This window comes from Citrobacter sp. Cpo142, from assembly GCF_030332425.1.
Lineage (GTDB): Bacteria > Pseudomonadota > Gammaproteobacteria > Enterobacterales > Enterobacteriaceae > Citrobacter > Citrobacter portucalensis.
This window is the reverse complement of the sequence record NZ_JAOWHW010000109.1, coordinates 187560-203858: the sequence shown is the minus strand read 5'-3', so window position 1 is coordinate 203858 and position 16299 is coordinate 187560. Positions and strand designations below refer to the sequence as shown.

Sequence of the window (16299 nt, the reverse complement as noted above, 5' to 3'; positions counted from 1 at the left end):
TAACTCCACCGTTATGCTTTGAAAATATAAGTCAGGAAAATAAAACAGTGGAGAAAGTCTAAGGTATGACGACCAGGATCAGCTTGAGATAGCGCAATTTTTCGTACAACAGTTAAAAAATGTTAACCCTGTAATAGACGAATCAACAAAGAACCGTTATACATCGCGTCCTTCACGAGTGCCGCCCCTGCCATCGTCCCCTGATTGGTAAACTGGGTACTTTCAACGACTATATGCTGACTGTAAGCCGGAAGCGCCTGCTGACGAATGCTGTCAGCGATGGTTGGGAACAAGATATCTGCCGCTTTACTGAGCGGAGAGCCAATCAATATCTTTTGCGGGTTGAACAAATTCACCATGATGGCAAGAATTCGACCGACGTGGGTCCCGACGCCGCTAATGATATCTTTCGCCAATAAATCACCCTGCATGGCCGCCAGACACAGCGCGTCTACCGTTAATGGTTGTCCGTGTAGAGAAGAACTCATTGACTGCTTCAGCCGCACCTGCGCCAATTCGAGCACGCTGTCGACGCTGGCGATTGTTTCCAGACAACCATGGTTGCCGCAGTAGCAGCGTTTACCGTAGGGATCGACCTGCGTATGGCCAATCTCCACCAGGCTACTGCTGCCTGCATGCAGCAAATGCCCGTCAGTGATCACCCCTGCACCCACGTTATGATCGATCACCACCTGAATGACGTCGCGAGCACCACGCGATGCGCCAAAAAGCGCCTCGGCCATCGTCCAGGCGCTGATATCGTGCTGAATATACACCGGCACACCGGTATGGTTCTCAAGCGCTTCGCCCAACGGCATCTCTTTGACATCTTCATAAAATGGCATGCGATGAACGATACCGTTTTCAGTATCAATAATGCCGGGTAAGGTGATGGCAATGGAGGTTAAGCGCTCCAGCTTTTGCTGGTGGCGGATGAAAAACTGATCGACCTGCGTAATCACGCGATCCAGCAACGGTGTTTCGCTGACCAGCGCCATTTCAAGACAATCTTCAACCACCAGTTTGCTGCTCAGATCGCGTAGCGCCAGAAAAATCTCGCCGCGACTGATACGAATGGATAAGTAGTGCCAGGCTTCCGTTTCGACAACCAGCCCAACGGCCGGACGACCACGGCTACCCGCTTCCTTGATTTCCAGCTCTTGCACCAGATGCGCTTCGAGCATTTCGCGGACAATTTTGGTAATGCTGGCAGGCGCCAATTGTGCCAGGCGAGAGAGATCAATACGCGATACCGGACCCAGCTGATCAATCAGGCGATAAACCGCGCCCGCATTGGTCTGCTTAATTTGATCGATATGCCCAGGCTGACTATCAGCAACCACCACTTACTCCCTTTATTTTCGCGCTCCGAAATAATCTGCGGGCTATGGTGAAGCACTTCAATGGCTTCCGTCAACTTTTTACTTAGCCTTGTGATTTACTGCACATTTTCGCCCATTTTTAAACTAAATTAACCGCCCTGAACGGCCGCCAGCAACTGCTCACGAAAGCGTTGCGCGGCGTGACTTTGCTCATGATGCTTTGGCCACACTAACCACATTTCCGAGACAGCATCTTCTTCCGCTATCGGGATCCAACACATTTCATACAGCTGCACCCGTTTAAAAGAAGCAGGAAGTATAGAAACCCCTAATCCTGCGGCCACCAGCCCAATGATAGTCATCGCCTCGCCAACCTCCTGCGCAATCGTCGGTTTCAGTCCATAGCGACGCATCAGGCCCAGAATATCGTCATACAACCCTGTCCCCACATGGGGGTCAAAAAAGACAAATGGCTCATTCGCCAGTTCGGCCAACGTAACCACGGGTTTTTGCGCCAACGGATGCGCACGTGGGATCATTGCCATCAGTGGTTCATGCAGAATGATTTCACGCTCCAGCGTATCCGGTAGCTGCGTATTGCGCAGAAGTCCCAAATCCAGCGTTCCTTCATTAAGCGGGGCAATTTGCTCACGTGTGTTCATTTCGCGGGTTTGCATATGCACTGCCGGGTAGCTTTGGCGAAACAGAGATAACGTATCTGAAACCGCTTTGATAAACGGCGCGGACGACGTAAAGCCAATACGCAATTCCCCTGCTTCTCCCAGATGCAAACGCTCAGCTCTGGCGGCGGCTTCATTAACCAGCCCGAGGATCTGCCGACTGTCCGCCAGAAACTGCTTTCCGGCAGAGGTCAGCGCCACGCTACGGTTAGTTCGGGCAAGTAACCGGGCGCCAACCTGCTGTTCAAGGATCTGGATCTGCTGGCTTAGCGGCGGTTGCGAAATGTTTAACCGCGCCGCCGCCCGACCAAAATGCAGCTCTTCGGCAACGGCCACAAAGTAACGTAAATGACGCAGTTCGATATTCATATTTTTAAAATATTATTTGAGATTATTAATATATTAGACAGAATATTGTGATTTTCATACTCTTATGGCTGGTCCTGTAGACGTAATTGAATGAGCAAGGATTTCAAGTGAGCCGTACAACAACTGTCGATACCGCGCCAACAAGCGATGTTGATGAACAGATAGTTACCCCGCCGGATGGTTTTATCAAACGCGGAACATCCCCATTTATGCGCGTCACGCTGGCGCTGTTTTCCGCCGGGCTGGCGACTTTTGCCCTCCTCTATTGCGTACAACCCATACTGCCAGTGCTTTCGCACGAGTTTGGGGTATCTCCCGCCAGCAGCAGTATTTCGCTTTCCATCTCAACGGCGATGCTGGCGATAGGGTTGCTGTTTACCGGCCCACTTTCAGATGCTATTGGCCGCAAGCCGGTGATGGTTACCGCGCTGCTGCTCGCCTCTTGTTGTACGCTGCTTTCAACGATGATGACCAGCTGGCACGGTATTTTAATCATGCGGGCGCTGATAGGACTTTCACTGAGCGGCGTCGCGGCGGTAGGGATGACCTATCTGAGTGAAGAAATTCATCCCAGTTTCGTCGCCTTCTCAATGGGCCTGTATATCAGCGGTAACTCGATTGGCGGTATGAGTGGTCGCTTGATCAGCGGCGTGTTTACCGACTTTTTTAACTGGCGTATCGCGCTGGCGGCGATCGGCTGTTTTGCCCTTGCCTCTGCACTGATGTTCTGGAAAATCTTACCGGAATCCCGTCATTTCAGACCTACGTCGCTGCGCCCGAAAACGTTGTTTATCAACTTCCGCCTGCACTGGCGCGACAAAGGTTTGCCGCTGCTGTTTGCGGAAGGTTTTTTGTTGATGGGGTCGTTTGTCACGCTGTTTAATTACATCGGCTACCGCCTGATGCTCTCCCCGTGGGAGCTCAGCCAGGCGGTTGTAGGTTTGTTATCTGTGGCGTATCTGACCGGGACCTGGAGTTCGCCAAAGGCGGGTTCTATGACCACTCGTTATGGCCGTGGCCCGGTAATGCTCTTTTCAACAGGCGTGATGCTGGTTGGACTTTTGATGACCCTGTTCACATCGCTATGGCTGATCTTCGCCGGGATGCTGCTCTTTTCAGCCGGGTTCTTTGCCGCGCACTCCGTAGCAAGCAGTTGGATTGGACCACGAGCAAAACGCGCTAAAGGCCAGGCTTCTTCCCTGTATCTGTTCAGCTATTATCTCGGATCCAGTATTGCCGGTACGCTGGGCGGTGTGTTCTGGCACAGCTATGGCTGGAACGGTGTGGGCGGATTTATCGCCCTGATGCTGGTGTTGGCGTTGCTGGTCGGTGCGCGTTTGCACCATCGTCTGCACGTATAATCCACGATGCCCGGGTTCCGGGCATCACCTTCATCACCCTGGCTGTAACGTCTGAGCCGCCATCTGCAGAGCAACAACCGTCCCGTTCATCACTATATGCAGCAAAATTGGCATCAACAGACCGTTGCTTTTCAGTCTGGCCAGGATCAACACCTGCGACACAAGAAACAACATCAGCAACGTGCGTAGATCCACATACTGCGTATGCATGATGGCAAAAATGACCGATACCACCACTGACGACAGCCAGGTTTTATTATTGAACCAGTACTGGAACGCGTTGAATAAACAGCCTCTGAAAACAATTTCTTCATAAACTGGCGCGATAAATATCAGGGTCAACGTAGATAACCACAACGCATAACTACTTAAGGATATTTGGCTGGTCACCCACGCTTCAGTTTGTCTGAGACCCAAAATCAATGGCAGGATAAGCTGAATAAACAGCAGCGCCGCGAACAAAATGGCAAACCACCTGGCGTTGAAAATGCCTTTGCCCAGTCCCTCTCTTTTTCTAAAGAAGAAATAATACAGCGGAACCAGCACAACAAATTCCAGCGCAAACAGCAGCGGAAAAAGTAACCCTTTGGCAAGCAGGTCCTGACTCGCGGGGAAAAACAACGGGGTAAACGTGAGGCCAAACATCAGTAAAAACATTGAAAAGCAGCCAGCAACTGCTTTGGTCCTGGCGATATACAGGTTGTCGGCATCCTGTGACATACGATCTCCTTGCGCTCATCGAAGATAAGTTGATGAATTATCTATGCATGATAAAAATTCTCATTATCACTGACAACCTACCAACTTTTACGCAATGCCCATGGGTACAATGCCAAAACCCTCTTTACTCCGGAATTTCACCGTCAGCTACTCAGAGGAGAATCCGCCAGCGGCAACGAGAAACGGAAGCAAGCTCCTGCCGTTGAGCTAACCAGATGGATATCCCCTCCATGCAGCTCGAGCATTCTACGCACGATCAGTAAGCCCAGACCGCCGCGCTCAGCCCGCTGCTCACGGGGAATTAACGCGGTCGGGCGCTGAAACAATACTTCTCGCACAGCTTCTTCTACCCCTGGCCCACTGTCCTGCACTTCGGCTAATAAACGGTCTTCATCACGCCAGACTTTTAGCCGTACTTCGCCTCCGTCAGGCGTATGACGGATAGCATTATCCAGCAAATTCGTCACGACTCTTTCTATCATCGATAAATCGGCATTCACCAGCGGTAACGGCCCCGTTACGTCAAGGTGCAACTGCAAATGACGCGTGGCAACAGGGAGATCAAATTTCTGTGCCACGTCCTGGATCAATTCACCAATAGCAAAACGTTCACGCTGCGGTTTTATACCGCCATGCTCCAGCCTTGCCAGCTCAAACAGCTGTTGTGACAGATGGCGAACTTTATGCCCCTGGCGCAGCGCGATGCTAAGATAATGCCGATTTTCCTCAGGCGTCATCGTATCGGCTTTCAGCGACAGCATTTCCAGATACCCCAACAGTGAAGTCAACGGCGTGCGTAAATCGTGCGAAATATTGGCAATAAACTCTCTGCGCTGACGATCGCTGTCTGCTAATAAATCCCACTGCTGGGCAATTTTCTGCGCTAACTCGATAAACGCATTGTTCAGCAGCGCTATTTCATTCTCCGGTACCGGTTCGGGATTTTTTTGCGCCAGCTGTTTGATGACGCTAATGCTGTCCTGTTCCAGTTTGACCACCTGCCCAGTCAGCCTTTTCACTGGATTCGTCACCCATCGCCACACCAGGAATCCAGCGATTGCACCAGCTAATAAAACCAGTATTAACGTCCAGGCCACGGTATTCCAGAGCGTTTTTTGCCAGGCGGTATTCGCCAGCATATTCAGGTTTTCACCCTGCAGAATAATGTACAAATAGCCATGTAGCTCACCGTTATATAAAACCGGCGCTGCGCTGAATACCTTTTGCTGGCTGCTACGCGGATCGTTGCCATAGACGGGCAACGCATCTGAGTTAAGGAAATCCTGGATCGGCTGCACGCTAATTTTCTGCCGCTGGATATGCCCGGGCGGTGCAGCATCAGCAAGTATTTCACCTGATGGTGAAATCAGATACAGCTCCACGCTGGGGTTGAGCGTCATCAGGTGATTAAACAATCCTTTTAAGGTCTGGCGATTAACCTGCCCGCTGGCATCAATAAGCGACTCACTTTTGACAATCTTGCTCGCCAGCTCCAGTGAGAGCCTTTGCACCATCGCGTCGCCATACTGTTTACTGCTGTGAATCTGGACAGCACTGACGGCAACCGCGCAAATCAGCATAATGACAGTAAAGACCAGAGTCAGACGCTGGCTCAGCGACAGGCGATAAATCATGGCTGATGCTCCGCGTTAACCGCAGCAAGCTTATAGCCTCGTCCCCAAACCGTGAGAATAATTTCCGGCTCCGCAGCATCCTTTTCAATTTTGGTCCGCAGGCGATTAATATGACTGTTCACCGTATGCTCATACCCTTCATGCTGGTAGCCCCATACCTGATCTAACAGCGCCTGACGCGAAAAGACCTCGCCTGGATGACGGGCGAAAAAATAAAGCAGATCGAATTCGCGCGGCGTTAAATCGAGGGATTTACCATGCAGCCGGACTTCCCGCGCTAATGGGTCAATCTCTACGCCATGAACGGTGATAATCCCCGCCTCCATACGTAAGTTCTGACTCATCGCTTCCTGACGGCGAAACAACGCCTTTACCCGGGCCATCAACTCCAGCACCGAGAAAGGTTTGGCCAGATAATCATCGGCACCCATTTCCAGCCCCAATACACGGTGCGTTTCGCTGGTGCGGGCGCTGATGATAATGACGGGCAAATAAAAACTCATTTGGCGAATGCGACGACAAATCTCCAGCCCGTCGACACCCGGCAGCATCAGATCGAGGATAACGGCATCCCAGACGTGTTTCTCCAGTTGTTCAAGCGCACGAGCTCCGTCTGCCTCATGAACAATTTCGTAACCCTCATCCTTCAGGCTAAGCTGCAAAAGTGAGGCAATATCGCTGTCATCTTCCACCAAAAATATCTTTTTCGCGCCTGCCATCAGTGTCATCCCCCTCTCGTCGTGCTGAAAGCTTACCTCAGGCAAGGGGCGGAAGTTATCACAAAATTTTTAACTTTTCGTGAGGATCCAGGGATACGCATGCGAGCAGTATGTCGTTACAGACACGTCAGACATCAACAGGGAAACGTCGCTTTGTTTTCCTTAACATGAAAATAAGAAGGAAAAGTCATGCTAAAAAAACGTCCACTTCGGGAAGCAGATGTTACAGCCGAGTCAGTATTTTTTATGCAACGACGACAGATCCTCAAAGCACTTGGGATAGGTGCTGCTGCGGCCACGCTGTCCTCCCCTACACAGGCTAATTTGCTGGATTGGTTTAAAGGCAACGATCGTCCACCGGCCCCCGCAGGCAAAGCGCTTGAGTTCACAAAGCCCGAGCGCTGGCAAAACAGCCTGTCACTGACGCCAGAAGACAAGGTGACGGGCTACAACAATTTCTACGAATTTGGTCTGGATAAAGCCGATCCTGCCGCCAATGCCGGTAGCCTGAAAACCGATCCCTGGACGTTAACCATCAGCGGTGAGGTCAACAAACCTTTAACCTTGGATCATGATGCGCTGACCACACGCTTTCCATTAGAAGAGCGTATTTATCGGATGCGTTGCGTTGAGGCCTGGTCGATGGTTGTGCCGTGGGTGGGTTTTCCGTTGCATAAATTACTGGCGCTGGTTGAGCCAACCAGTCACGCCAAATACGTCGCTTTTGAAACACGCTACGCCCCTGATGAAATGCCGGGTCAGAAAGACCGCTTTATTGGCGGTGGGTTGAAATATCCCTATGTCGAAGGTCTGCGGTTGGATGAGGCTATGCACCCACTCACACTTCTCACCGTAGGCGTATATGGCAAAGCATTGCCACCGCAAAACGGGGCGCCGATACGCCTGACCGTACCCTGGAAATACGGCTTCAAGGGCATTAAATCTATAGTCAGTATTAAGCTGACGCGTGAGCAGCCGCCGACGACCTGGAATATGTCAGCACCAAATGAATACGGATTTTACGCCAACGTAAATCCGCAGGTTGATCACCCTCGCTGGTCTCAGGCTACTGAGCGTTTTATCGGTTCCGGTGGCATTCTTGATGTACAGAGACAGCCCACGTTACCTTTTAATGGTTATGCCGATGAGGTGGCATCGTTATATCAGGGCATGGATCTTCGGGAGTATTTTTAAGTGAGGTTGACTGCAAAACAGATAACCGGCCTGAAAGTGCTGCTGCATCTCGCCGGTTTTTTACCACTGCTATGGCTCTTCTGGGCCGCGCAGCATGGCGGGTTGGGTGCCGACCCGGGAAAAGATATCCAGCACTTTACGGGAATTACCGCGCTGAAGTTTTTGCTTGCTACCCTGCTGGTATCGCCGCTCGCACGCTATGCAAAGCAGCCTTTGTTATTTCGTACCCGGCGGTTGTTAGGTTTATGGTGCTTTGCATGGGCCACACTGCATATTACCAGCTATGCTCTGCTGGAACTGGGTATACAAAACCTGGGATTGTTGGGTCGTGAACTGGTTTCACGCCCATGGCTAATGCTGGGTATGGCCGGTTGGATTATCTTATTCCTGTTGACGTTGACCTCGACACAAGCCGCTCAGCGTAAAATGGGCAAACGCTGGCAAACATTGCACAACTACGTCTACCTGGCCGCCATTTTGCTACCGCTGCATTATCTGTGGTCGGTAAAAGTGTTATCACCGCTCCCTATTATCTACGCCATCTGTTTTGTGGTTCTGCTGGCTTTTCGCTATAAAAAGCTGTTACGGAAAACCGGGTACAAAGGTGTGTTTATGAAAAGTGAGTGAATCACGGTAAACTTCTTAACCACACCTAAACAGAACGAGAACAAAAAATGAGTAACAATGATAATTACCATCAGCTCACCCGCACGTTCCAGCGGCTCTCTCGCTTCTCCCACCTCTCGGCAATCGCCAGTTGGGACATGTTTACCATGATGCCGCCAGGAGGCAGTAAAGCCCGAGGCGAAGCGTTGGCCGAGCTGAGCGTGCTTGAACACCAACTGTTAACTGACCCGAAAGTGGCAACGTGGATCGCCGCAGCGCAACAGGAAGATCTCAACGATGTAGAACAGGCGAACCTGCGCGAAATGTCGCGATTGCATCACCAGGCATCCTTGTTGCCCGAATCGTTGGTAGAAGCAAAATCTCTTGCGGGAAGTCGCTGTGAGCATGCCTGGCGTAGCCAGCGACCAGCTAATGACTGGGAAGGATTTTCCGATAACCTGAAAGAGGTTGTGAAGTACAGCCGCGAAGAAGCCCGACTGCGCGCAGAAGCTAAAGGTTGTTCGCCGTATGACGCGCTACTGGACATCTTTGAACCAGGAATGACCAGCACTCAGTTGGATGTCCTTTTCGCAGACGTTAAAAGCTGGCTGCCCGATCTGCTAAACAAGGTGGTGGCAAAGCAGTCTCAGCAGTCGCTCATCGCCCCGGTAGGTCCCTTCCCAACAGCTGTACAGCGAGAGCTGGGCCTTGAAACGATGGCACAACTCGGTTTCGACTTTACCGCTGGTCGGCTGGATATCAGTGCACATCCTTTCTGTGGCGGCGTACCAGAAGATGTTCGCATTACCACCCGCTATGATGAAAACGAATTACTCAGCGCGCTGTTTGGCGTGATCCATGAAACCGGTCACGCGCGCTACGAGCAAAACCTGCCACGCAGCTGGTCTGGGCAACCTATTGCTCTGGCACGCTCAACCGCCATTCATGAGTCCCAGAGTCTGTTCTTTGAGATGCAGCTGGGACGCAGTAAAGCCTTTCTGATGCGGTTGATTCCGACTGTAACGCGCCACTTTGGCGATCAGGCAGCGTTTGAAGAAAGCAATTTCATCGCCTGGAACCAGCAGGTCAAGCCCGGGTTTATCCGTGTTGATGCCGACGAGGTAAGCTATCCCGCTCACGTGATCCTGCGTTATGAAATCGAACGTGCGCTTATTAATGGCGATATTGAAGTGGATGATATCCCGGCATTGTGGAACGAGAAAATGCAGGCCTGGTTGGGGCTGTCAACGATCGGAAACTACCGTAACGGTTGTATGCAGGATATTCACTGGACTGACGGCGGCTTTGGCTACTTCCCTTCCTATACATTAGGCGCCATGTATGCAGCGCAGTTGTTCAGTGCCGCTAACCGCGCATTGCCTGATTTGAATCAGTCTATTGCCCAAGGTGAGTTCGGTGCTCTGTTTGAGTGGTTACGTCAGAACATCTGGCAGCATGGCAGCCGCTTTACTACTGAACAGCTTATTACCCAGGCCACCGGAGAGCCGCTCAGCAGCCGTTATTTCCGTTCTCATCTGGAATCCCGCTATTTGTAATCTCATACCGTGAGTCATTGTACATATCGTTACATGCCGAAACCAATGACTCACGGAAGCCCTGTGTTTACAGCGATATAGTTATTTCAACGGCCCCGCAGTGGGGTTGAATGAAAAACCAAATCGAGGGTATGAGAATGAAAAAAGTATTAGCTCTGGTTGTTGCCGCTGCTATGGGTCTGTCTTCTGCCGCGTTTGCTGCTGAGACAACTGCTACTACCGCTCCGACTGCTGCTGCAACCACCAAAGCAGCGCCGGCAAAAACCACGCATCATAAAAAACAGCACAAAGCAGCGCCGCAGAAAGCGCAGGCTGCCAAGAAACACGCTAAAAAATCCACCACTAAACCGGCTGTAGAACAAAAAGCGCCAGAGCAGAAAGCTCAGGCTGCTAAAAAACACACCAAAAAAGCGGCAACCAAGCCAGCAGCAGAACAAAAAGCACCAGAGCAGAAAGCTCAGGCCGCTAAAAAACACACCAAAAAAGCCGTAAAACACGACACCGCTAAACCAGCAGCTCAACCTGCAGCATAACGCATTTGTAGTCACTATGGCGTCCCCCACGCCATAGCATACGGCGCTAGATCGACCTGATGTAGCGCCGCCTTTCGGAGGGTAAAATGGTGTCACATTACCGCTTTGAGTTCATTCTTATTACTCTGATAATTTGCGCCCTCATCGCCATGCATTTTTATCTTTCCTGAGTGTAGTTATCTGATTTTACTCCCACTTTCTCGCCGTCCCGTCTATAGTATTAACTGAGGGTTTGCTGTTTATAATCATAATTCCCCACCAGAGTGTGATATGCATAAAACCATTGCTGTATTACTGGGCTCAATTTGTTTTTTTCCCGTTGTTGCGCATGCGGATCAGCCAGCAACGACTACCGCTGAAGCAGAAAACATAAAAACGCTGTTTTTTGGTCATGACGATCGCACAAAAGTGACTGATCCAACGCAATCACCATGGGACGCTATCGGACAACTGGAAACAGCCAGTGGTAATCTGTGTACCGCCACGCTCATTTCACCGCATCTGGCCCTGACTGCAGGACACTGCTTGCTCGCTCCACCGAAAGGCAAACCGGATAAAGCCGTCGCGTTACGCTTTGTGTCGAAAAAGGGTGTCTGGCGCTATGAAATCCATGGAATCGAAGGACGGGTTGATCCCTCACTTGGTAAACGTTTAAAAGCCGATGGAGATGGCTGGATTGTGCCGCCATCAGCAGCCCCGTGGGATTTTGGTCTGGTGGTGCTGCGTTACCCGCCTTCCGGAATCACGCCCCTACCATTATTTGAAGGTGATAAAGCGGCGTTAACCACGGCGTTGAAAACCGCCGATCGCAAAGTCACACAGTCGGGCTATCCGGAAGATCATCTGGACGATTTGTACACCCATCAGGATTGTGTAGTGACCGGCTGGGCGCAGAATACCGTCTTGTCACACCAGTGCGACACGCTCCCGGGCGACAGCGGTTCACCGTTGATGCTGAAGACAGATTCAGGCTGGCAGTTGATTGGCGTACAAAGCTCCGCTCCAGCGGCGAAAGATCGCTGGCGAGCCGATAATCGCGCCATATCCGTGACCGGTTTTCGCGATAAGCTGGAAGCGTTGGCGAAGGAGTAACACATGCTGCCCGCATTAACGGGCAGCACGGATATCAGGCAAGTTTAATCATCACCATTCCGGCCAGCAGCAGCGCCACGCCAATCCAGCCTTTATTATTCAGGCGCTGACCAAACAACACCCAACCAGCCGCTAACGTCGCGGCAATCCCAAACCCGCCCCACAAGGCGTAGGCAACAGAAAGGTCAATACCTTTTACCGCCTGCGACAGCGCGCTAAAGGCCGCTAACACGGCAGCCAGCGACAGCACGCCATAAATCTTGCGGCGAAATCCATCTGAAAACTTCAAAAAGACGTTAGCGACTATTTCCAGCACGATGGCCATGCCAAGCCAGGCGCCATGAACCCACTCAAACTGCTGCATGGGTCACCTCTTTGCTCGTTTTGGCAGGTTTTCGAGTACCAGACTTGATCAGCACAATGCCTAATACCAGTGAGACCAGACCAGCCACTTTCATCGTGGACAAGGTTTCGTCAAATAACAACACACTAAACAGCGTAATAAATAAAATACCGATACCTTCCCACAAGGCATAGGCCACACCAAGGGCAATTTTTTTAACGGCAAAACTGAGAAAAATATACGATAAGGCGATCATTACCAGCATTAAAATAAAGCCCGAATTACCATGACCGACGCTTGCCCATTTCATTGACAGCGTGCCAGTAATTTCAGCCGCGATGGCCAGACCTAATAATATCCAGTAAAACATGATACTTCTCCTGCTTGAGAATATAGTCCTTTAGGCCTACTGCATGCAGTAAACCAAAAAATAAAATTAGTTAGCTAAGCGCACAGCGCCAGCTCAGGCAGAAGAAGGGACTAAAGCGCGTTGCGCCAGTGTTGCTCACCCGCAAGCAAGAAAGTGGAGGAGGTACGAAGAAGTGTAGGTAAACGCAAAAACATCCTGAACATATTGTCCATAATATTACAATTATCCGCAGTGTTGCTTCTCATCATCGCGGATGATAATTGTCCTCGGTAGTTAAACACAGATGATTTGTATCATAGCTTCAAGACGAACTCAAAGTCTTTTCACTTCTTTACCTGCCCCGTTTGATTTTTGTTATAACGGCTCGACGCAAATCACATTATTATGCAGATTCAAAAATGAAAAATGCGGGAATACACATGGCGAAACCGATCATCACGCTTAACGGTCTAAAAATAGTCATTATGCTGGGCATGCTGGTTATCATCCTGAGCGGTATTCGCTTTGCCGCAGATATCATCGTCCCCTTTATTCTGGCGTTATTTATAGCCGTTGTGCTCAACCCCGTTGTGCAGCGGATGGTCAAGCTTCGCATACCGCGCGTAATTGCGGTGTCATTGCTTATCGTTATTATTGTAATGTTAATGGTGCTGCTGTTGGCGTATTTAGGTACATCCTTAAATGAACTTGCGCGAACGCTACCGCAATATCGCTCTTCACTGGTTATCCCACTGAAAAATCTTGAACCATGGTTACAACGCGCAGGGATCGGCGTTTCCGTGGACGAACTCGTCAAATATATCGATCCGAACGCGGCAGTGACGCTGGTGACCAATTTACTGGCGCAGCTTTCAAATGCTATGTCATCGATATTTTTACTGCTACTGACGGTAGTTTTTATGCTGCTGGAAGTACCGCAACTGCCCAACAAACTCAAACAAATGATGAGTCGCCCCATTGAAGGTATGGCGGCGATTCAACGCGCCATCGACAGCGTCTCCCACTATCTGGTGCTTAAAACGGCAATCAGCATTGTGACCGGGTTGGTCGCCTGGGGCATGCTTGCTGCATTGGATGTGCGCTTTGCCTTTGTCTGGGGATTACTGGCCTTCGCCCTGAACTACATCCCTAATATCGGTTCTGTATTGGCGGCCATTCCCCCTATTGCTCAGGTGCTGGCATTCAGCGGTCTTTACGATGCGCTGGTGGTTCTGGCAGGCTATCTGGTCATCAACCTGGTATTCGGGAATATCCTCGAGCCGCGGATCATGGGCCGCGGGCTGGGGCTGTCCACGCTGGTAGTATTTCTGTCGTTAATCTTCTGGGGCTGGTTGCTCGGTCCCGTGGGGATGCTGCTTTCTGTGCCGCTAACCATCATCGTGAAAATCGCGCTTGAGCAAACCAACGGCGGTCAAAGCATTGCCGTGCTGCTTAGCGATCTGAACAAAGAATGAGTTTTCGCCCCGCCATCGCGGGGCATTTCCTTTATCGTTTCGCGCGAAAAGCCAAAACGGCGCTTAACAGCGTAAATAACGCTATTATCCACGCCATGGTCCAGGGCGTGCCATCACTGAAGGCGGCCAGCAGCAACGATGAGATAATACCGCTGCCATATTGCAACGCGCCAATCAGCGCCGAAGCTGAACCCGCAATGTTCGGTACCGCATCCAACGCCGCAGCAGTCGACGTTGCAGCAATAATGCCATTCATCGAGAAAAACAGAAAAACAGTGATGATAATGGCAACGACGCCACCTGATTCCAGCTTAACCAGCAGCGCAAGCACAACCGCAGCCAGCGCCGCCAGCAGCGTCGCATATTTCAGCAGCTGTTCCAGAGCGTGCCGTTGCACCAGACGGCGGTTAACCACGCTCATCGCCATAACACCGATAATGTTTAGCGCAAACAACCAGCCGTAATGCTGTGGATCAACATGGTAATAGCTAATATAAACAAACGGTGACCCGGTAATAAACGCGTACGCACCGACGTAATAAAACGTCAGGCTCAGGGTATAGCGCATAAAACGCCCATTCGTTAACAACGAACGGTAATTACGAAATGCGCCAGCCAAAGAGGCTTTCACCCGTTTATCTTCCGGCAATGTTTCGGGCAGCCAGTTTAGGGAGATAAACATCAGCGCACCAATCACCACCAGCAGCCAAAAAATAGAGTGCCAGGTGCTCAGGCGAATAATTTGCCCGCCAATCAACGGTCCGGCGATTGGCGCAATCGCCATAACCAACACCAGGGTTGAGAGCATTTGCGCCGCACGAGTACGTGCAAAGAGATCGCGGATCATCGCTCGCGCCAGCATAGGCCCGGTACAGGCTCCAAGCGCCTGAAATACCCGCCAGAAAACAATTTGCGTGATGCTTGTAGACAGCGCACACCCTGCGGAACCAATGATAAATAGCACCATGCCGATAAACAGCGGCTTACGCCGCCCCATATGATCGCTAATCGGCCCCCAAATCAACTGTGCGATAGTAAAACCAATTAAGAAACCAGTAATCGTCAGCTCAACATTGCCATGTAAATCCTCGGCCATCGTCGGCATTGCTGGAAGATAAATATCGGTAGAAAGCGATGTAAAGGCCATCAGGCCACTGAGGATCAGAATAAAAGTAAGACCGGTCTGGCTTGCGGTAGTTACCGGTGAGGCATGTTCACGTGTACGCATAGTGCCCTGTCATGTTCTAAAAAGTCAGGTCGCAGTATATAGACAACGTATTGCCGTGATTAGACGGTTAAAACCGCATGAGTTTATGAACTGAAATCATGAATGGTGAAATCATAGGCGTCATATTTTGTGACTGACTTCCAACAATTACCTTTCAGAAATGAATTCTACTCATAGGTCCATGCGAATTTCACAGACTAATCGTATCAACACAGATTTGCTAATCTGCAGCCAATGCAACGATGATGCTCAGGAGAACCCAATGAATACAACAGTTCTGAATAACGGTGTTGAGATGCCCCTGCTCGGATTTGGCGTTTATCAAATGACCGATGCCAGCGAATGTGAGCAAGCCGTACGGGATGCCATTGATACAGGATATCGCCTGATTGATACCGCTGCCTCCTACCAGAATGAAACTCAGGTCGGCAACGCACTTAAGCAAAGCGGAGTCCCCCGCGAGGCGCTTTTTGTGACTACCAAACTGTGGTTACAGGATACCAACTATGCAGGCGCAAAGGCGCAATTCGCACGTTCTCTGCAACGGCTTCAACTGGATTATATTGACCTTTATTTGATTCATCAGCCCTATGGCGATGTGCACGGTGCCTGGCGTGCGATGGAAGAATTATATGAAGAAGGGAAAATCCGCGCGATTGGCGTGAGTAACTTTCATCCGGATCGTCTGGCGGATTTAATCGCTTTCAATCGCATTATCCCAGCCGTTAACCAAATTGAGGTGAATCCTTTTCATCAGCAGCCGCATGCAGTAGCCTGGATGCAGAGCCGGAATATTCAACCGCAAGCCTGGGCACCGTTCGCTGAAGGACGCAATGACCTGTTTCAGAACCCAGTCTTAGCGGCTATTGGTGAAAAATATGGCAAAAGCGTTGGTCAAGTCGTGCTGCGCTGGATTTATCAACGTGGGATTATTTCGCTGGCGAAAACCGTGCGTAAAGCGCGGATGGCCGAGAATATTCAGGTGCTGGACTTTGCCCTAACGGCGGAAGAGATGACGCAAATTGCCGCGATGGACAGCGGAACCAGCGCGTTCTTCTCGCATCGCGATCCGGCTCGTGTGGAATGGATCACCCAGCGTAAACTGGATGTTTAAAAAA

Annotated in this window: 18 protein-coding genes; 9 read left to right on the top strand and 9 right to left on the bottom strand. The window is 50.7% G+C overall.

Going from position 1 to position 16299, the window contains the following annotated elements:
- Positions 1 to 122 precede the first annotated feature (122 nt).
- Positions 123 to 1343 (bottom strand): sugar metabolism global transcriptional regulator Mlc, encoded by a 1221-nt coding sequence (mlc, locus tag OGY18_RS07690; RefSeq protein WP_003832888.1) that lies wholly within the window; start codon positions 1341 to 1343, stop codon positions 123 to 125.
- A gap of 128 nt (positions 1344 to 1471) precedes the next feature.
- A complete protein-coding gene (ynfL, locus tag OGY18_RS07685) occupies positions 1472 to 2371 on the bottom strand; it encodes a multidrug efflux transcriptional activator YnfL/SxtR(Kp) (RefSeq protein ID WP_003832887.1) in 900 nt (299 codons plus the stop codon).
- A gap of 107 nt (positions 2372 to 2478) precedes the next feature.
- On the opposite strand from ynfL, the gene ynfM reads away from it, so the two are divergent.
- Positions 2479 to 3732: a multidrug efflux MFS transporter YnfM/SxtP(Kp) gene (ynfM, locus tag OGY18_RS07680; RefSeq protein ID WP_003832886.1), complete on the top strand. Its 1254-nt coding sequence runs from the start codon at positions 2479 to 2481 to the stop codon at positions 3730 to 3732.
- Between the two features lie 33 nt (positions 3733 to 3765).
- Here the strand turns inward: ynfM and OGY18_RS07675 are convergent, their stop codons facing one another.
- The 3 genes from OGY18_RS07675 to OGY18_RS07665 form a co-directional block, all read right to left on the bottom strand.
- Entirely contained in the window at positions 3766 to 4452 is a 687-nt protein-coding gene (locus OGY18_RS07675; RefSeq protein WP_003832885.1) for a CPBP family intramembrane glutamic endopeptidase, read from the bottom strand.
- 143 nt (positions 4453 to 4595) lie between these two features.
- Positions 4596 to 6086 carry a sensor histidine kinase gene (locus OGY18_RS07670; RefSeq protein WP_286552466.1) on the bottom strand — a complete coding sequence of 497 codons (1491 nt, stop codon included), beginning with the start codon at positions 6084 to 6086 and terminating at the stop codon, positions 4596 to 4598.
- The gene (locus tag OGY18_RS07665) at positions 6083 to 6805 is read right to left on the bottom strand and encodes a winged helix-turn-helix domain-containing protein (protein ID WP_008784719.1); all 723 of its coding nucleotides are present in this window, start codon (positions 6803 to 6805) and stop codon (positions 6083 to 6085) included. The genes OGY18_RS07670 and OGY18_RS07665 overlap by 4 nt, the downstream gene beginning before the upstream one ends.
- Positions 6806 to 6994: 189 nt before the next feature.
- Between OGY18_RS07665 and msrP the strand changes: the two genes are divergently transcribed.
- From msrP to OGY18_RS07640, 6 genes are all read left to right on the top strand, one after another.
- Entirely contained in the window at positions 6995 to 7999 is a 1005-nt protein-coding gene (gene msrP, locus OGY18_RS07660; protein WP_003832879.1) for a protein-methionine-sulfoxide reductase catalytic subunit MsrP, read from the top strand.
- Positions 8000 to 8626, top strand: coding sequence for a protein-methionine-sulfoxide reductase heme-binding subunit MsrQ (gene msrQ / locus OGY18_RS07655; protein ID WP_008784717.1), 627 nt, complete (start codon positions 8000 to 8002; stop codon positions 8624 to 8626). It begins immediately after the preceding gene.
- 47 nt (positions 8627 to 8673) lie between these two features.
- Complete coding sequence (locus OGY18_RS07650; protein ID WP_286552461.1) at positions 8674 to 10161, top strand: carboxypeptidase M32; 1488 nt, start codon at positions 8674 to 8676, stop codon at positions 10159 to 10161.
- A 137-nt stretch (positions 10162 to 10298) separates the two neighbouring features.
- Positions 10299 to 10694 (top strand): acid resistance repetitive basic protein Asr, encoded by a 396-nt coding sequence (asr, locus tag OGY18_RS07645; protein WP_048214236.1) that lies wholly within the window; start codon positions 10299 to 10301, stop codon positions 10692 to 10694.
- Positions 10695 to 10780: 86 nt separating this feature from the next.
- Entirely contained in the window at positions 10781 to 10864 is an 84-nt protein-coding gene (ydgU, locus tag OGY18_RS27500; RefSeq protein WP_049259791.1) for a small membrane protein YdgU, read from the top strand.
- 100 nt (positions 10865 to 10964) lie between these two features.
- Complete coding sequence (locus tag OGY18_RS07640; RefSeq protein WP_286552459.1) at positions 10965 to 11786, top strand: trypsin-like serine peptidase; 822 nt, start codon at positions 10965 to 10967, stop codon at positions 11784 to 11786.
- A gap of 34 nt (positions 11787 to 11820) precedes the next feature.
- On the opposite strand, the gene mdtI is transcribed toward OGY18_RS07640, so the two are convergent.
- The 3 genes from mdtI to OGY18_RS27495 all read right to left on the bottom strand — a co-directional run bounded on the left by mdtI (position 11821) and on the right by OGY18_RS27495 (position 12780).
- Positions 11821 to 12150: a multidrug/spermidine efflux SMR transporter subunit MdtI gene (gene mdtI, locus OGY18_RS07635; RefSeq protein ID WP_003832870.1), complete on the bottom strand. Its 330-nt coding sequence runs from the start codon at positions 12148 to 12150 to the stop codon at positions 11821 to 11823.
- Positions 12137 to 12502, bottom strand: a complete 366-nt coding sequence (gene mdtJ, locus OGY18_RS07630; protein WP_162623449.1) for a multidrug/spermidine efflux SMR transporter subunit MdtJ — start codon at positions 12500 to 12502, stop codon at positions 12137 to 12139. Before mdtJ ends, mdtI begins: the two co-directional genes overlap by 14 nt.
- Positions 12503 to 12609: 107 nt before the next feature.
- Positions 12610 to 12780 (bottom strand): protein YdgV, encoded by a 171-nt coding sequence (locus OGY18_RS27495; RefSeq protein WP_087050578.1) that lies wholly within the window; start codon positions 12778 to 12780, stop codon positions 12610 to 12612.
- A 138-nt stretch (positions 12781 to 12918) separates the two neighbouring features.
- On the opposite strand from OGY18_RS27495, the gene OGY18_RS07625 reads away from it, so the two are divergent.
- Positions 12919 to 13953 carry an AI-2E family transporter gene (locus OGY18_RS07625; RefSeq protein ID WP_286552458.1) on the top strand — a complete coding sequence of 345 codons (1035 nt, stop codon included), beginning with the start codon at positions 12919 to 12921 and terminating at the stop codon, positions 13951 to 13953.
- Positions 13954 to 13984: 31 nt separating this feature from the next.
- Here OGY18_RS07625 and OGY18_RS07620 read toward each other — a convergent pair whose 3' ends face one another.
- The gene (locus OGY18_RS07620) at positions 13985 to 15181 is read right to left on the bottom strand and encodes a multidrug effflux MFS transporter (protein WP_126957137.1); all 1197 of its coding nucleotides are present in this window, start codon (positions 15179 to 15181) and stop codon (positions 13985 to 13987) included.
- 262 nt (positions 15182 to 15443) lie between these two features.
- On the opposite strand from OGY18_RS07620, the gene OGY18_RS07615 reads away from it, so the two are divergent.
- Complete coding sequence (locus OGY18_RS07615; protein WP_286552455.1) at positions 15444 to 16295, top strand: aldo/keto reductase; 852 nt, start codon at positions 15444 to 15446, stop codon at positions 16293 to 16295.
- Positions 16296 to 16299: the final 4 nt, after the last annotated feature.

What these genes read in the sequence shown, in the direction of transcription:
- asr (WP_048214236.1), top strand. Translation starts at nt 10,299, where the DNA reads ATGAAAAAAGTATTAGCTCTGGTTGTTGCCGCTGCTATGGGTCTGTCT.
- OGY18_RS07625 (WP_286552458.1), top strand. Translation starts at nt 12,919, where the DNA reads ATGGCGAAACCGATCATCACGCTTAACGGTCTAAAAATAGTCATTATG.
- ydgU (WP_049259791.1), top strand. Translation starts at nt 10,781, where the DNA reads ATGGTGTCACATTACCGCTTTGAGTTCATTCTTATTACTCTGATAATT.
- ynfL (WP_003832887.1), bottom strand. Translation starts at nt 2,371, where the DNA reads ATGAATATCGAACTGCGTCATTTACGTTACTTTGTGGCCGTTGCCGAA.
- OGY18_RS07650 (WP_286552461.1), top strand. Translation starts at nt 8,674, where the DNA reads ATGAGTAACAATGATAATTACCATCAGCTCACCCGCACGTTCCAGCGG.
- OGY18_RS07615 (WP_286552455.1), top strand. Translation starts at nt 15,444, where the DNA reads ATGAATACAACAGTTCTGAATAACGGTGTTGAGATGCCCCTGCTCGGA.
- msrP (WP_003832879.1), top strand. Translation starts at nt 6,995, where the DNA reads ATGCTAAAAAAACGTCCACTTCGGGAAGCAGATGTTACAGCCGAGTCA.
- OGY18_RS07640 (WP_286552459.1), top strand. Translation starts at nt 10,965, where the DNA reads ATGCATAAAACCATTGCTGTATTACTGGGCTCAATTTGTTTTTTTCCC.
- OGY18_RS07675 (WP_003832885.1), bottom strand. Translation starts at nt 4,452, where the DNA reads ATGTCACAGGATGCCGACAACCTGTATATCGCCAGGACCAAAGCAGTT.
- OGY18_RS07620 (WP_126957137.1), bottom strand. Translation starts at nt 15,181, where the DNA reads ATGCGTACACGTGAACATGCCTCACCGGTAACTACCGCAAGCCAGACC.
- OGY18_RS07665 (WP_008784719.1), bottom strand. Translation starts at nt 6,805, where the DNA reads ATGGCAGGCGCGAAAAAGATATTTTTGGTGGAAGATGACAGCGATATT.
- mdtI (WP_003832870.1), bottom strand. Translation starts at nt 12,150, where the DNA reads ATGCAGCAGTTTGAGTGGGTTCATGGCGCCTGGCTTGGCATGGCCATC.
- OGY18_RS07670 (WP_286552466.1), bottom strand. Translation starts at nt 6,086, where the DNA reads ATGATTTATCGCCTGTCGCTGAGCCAGCGTCTGACTCTGGTCTTTACT.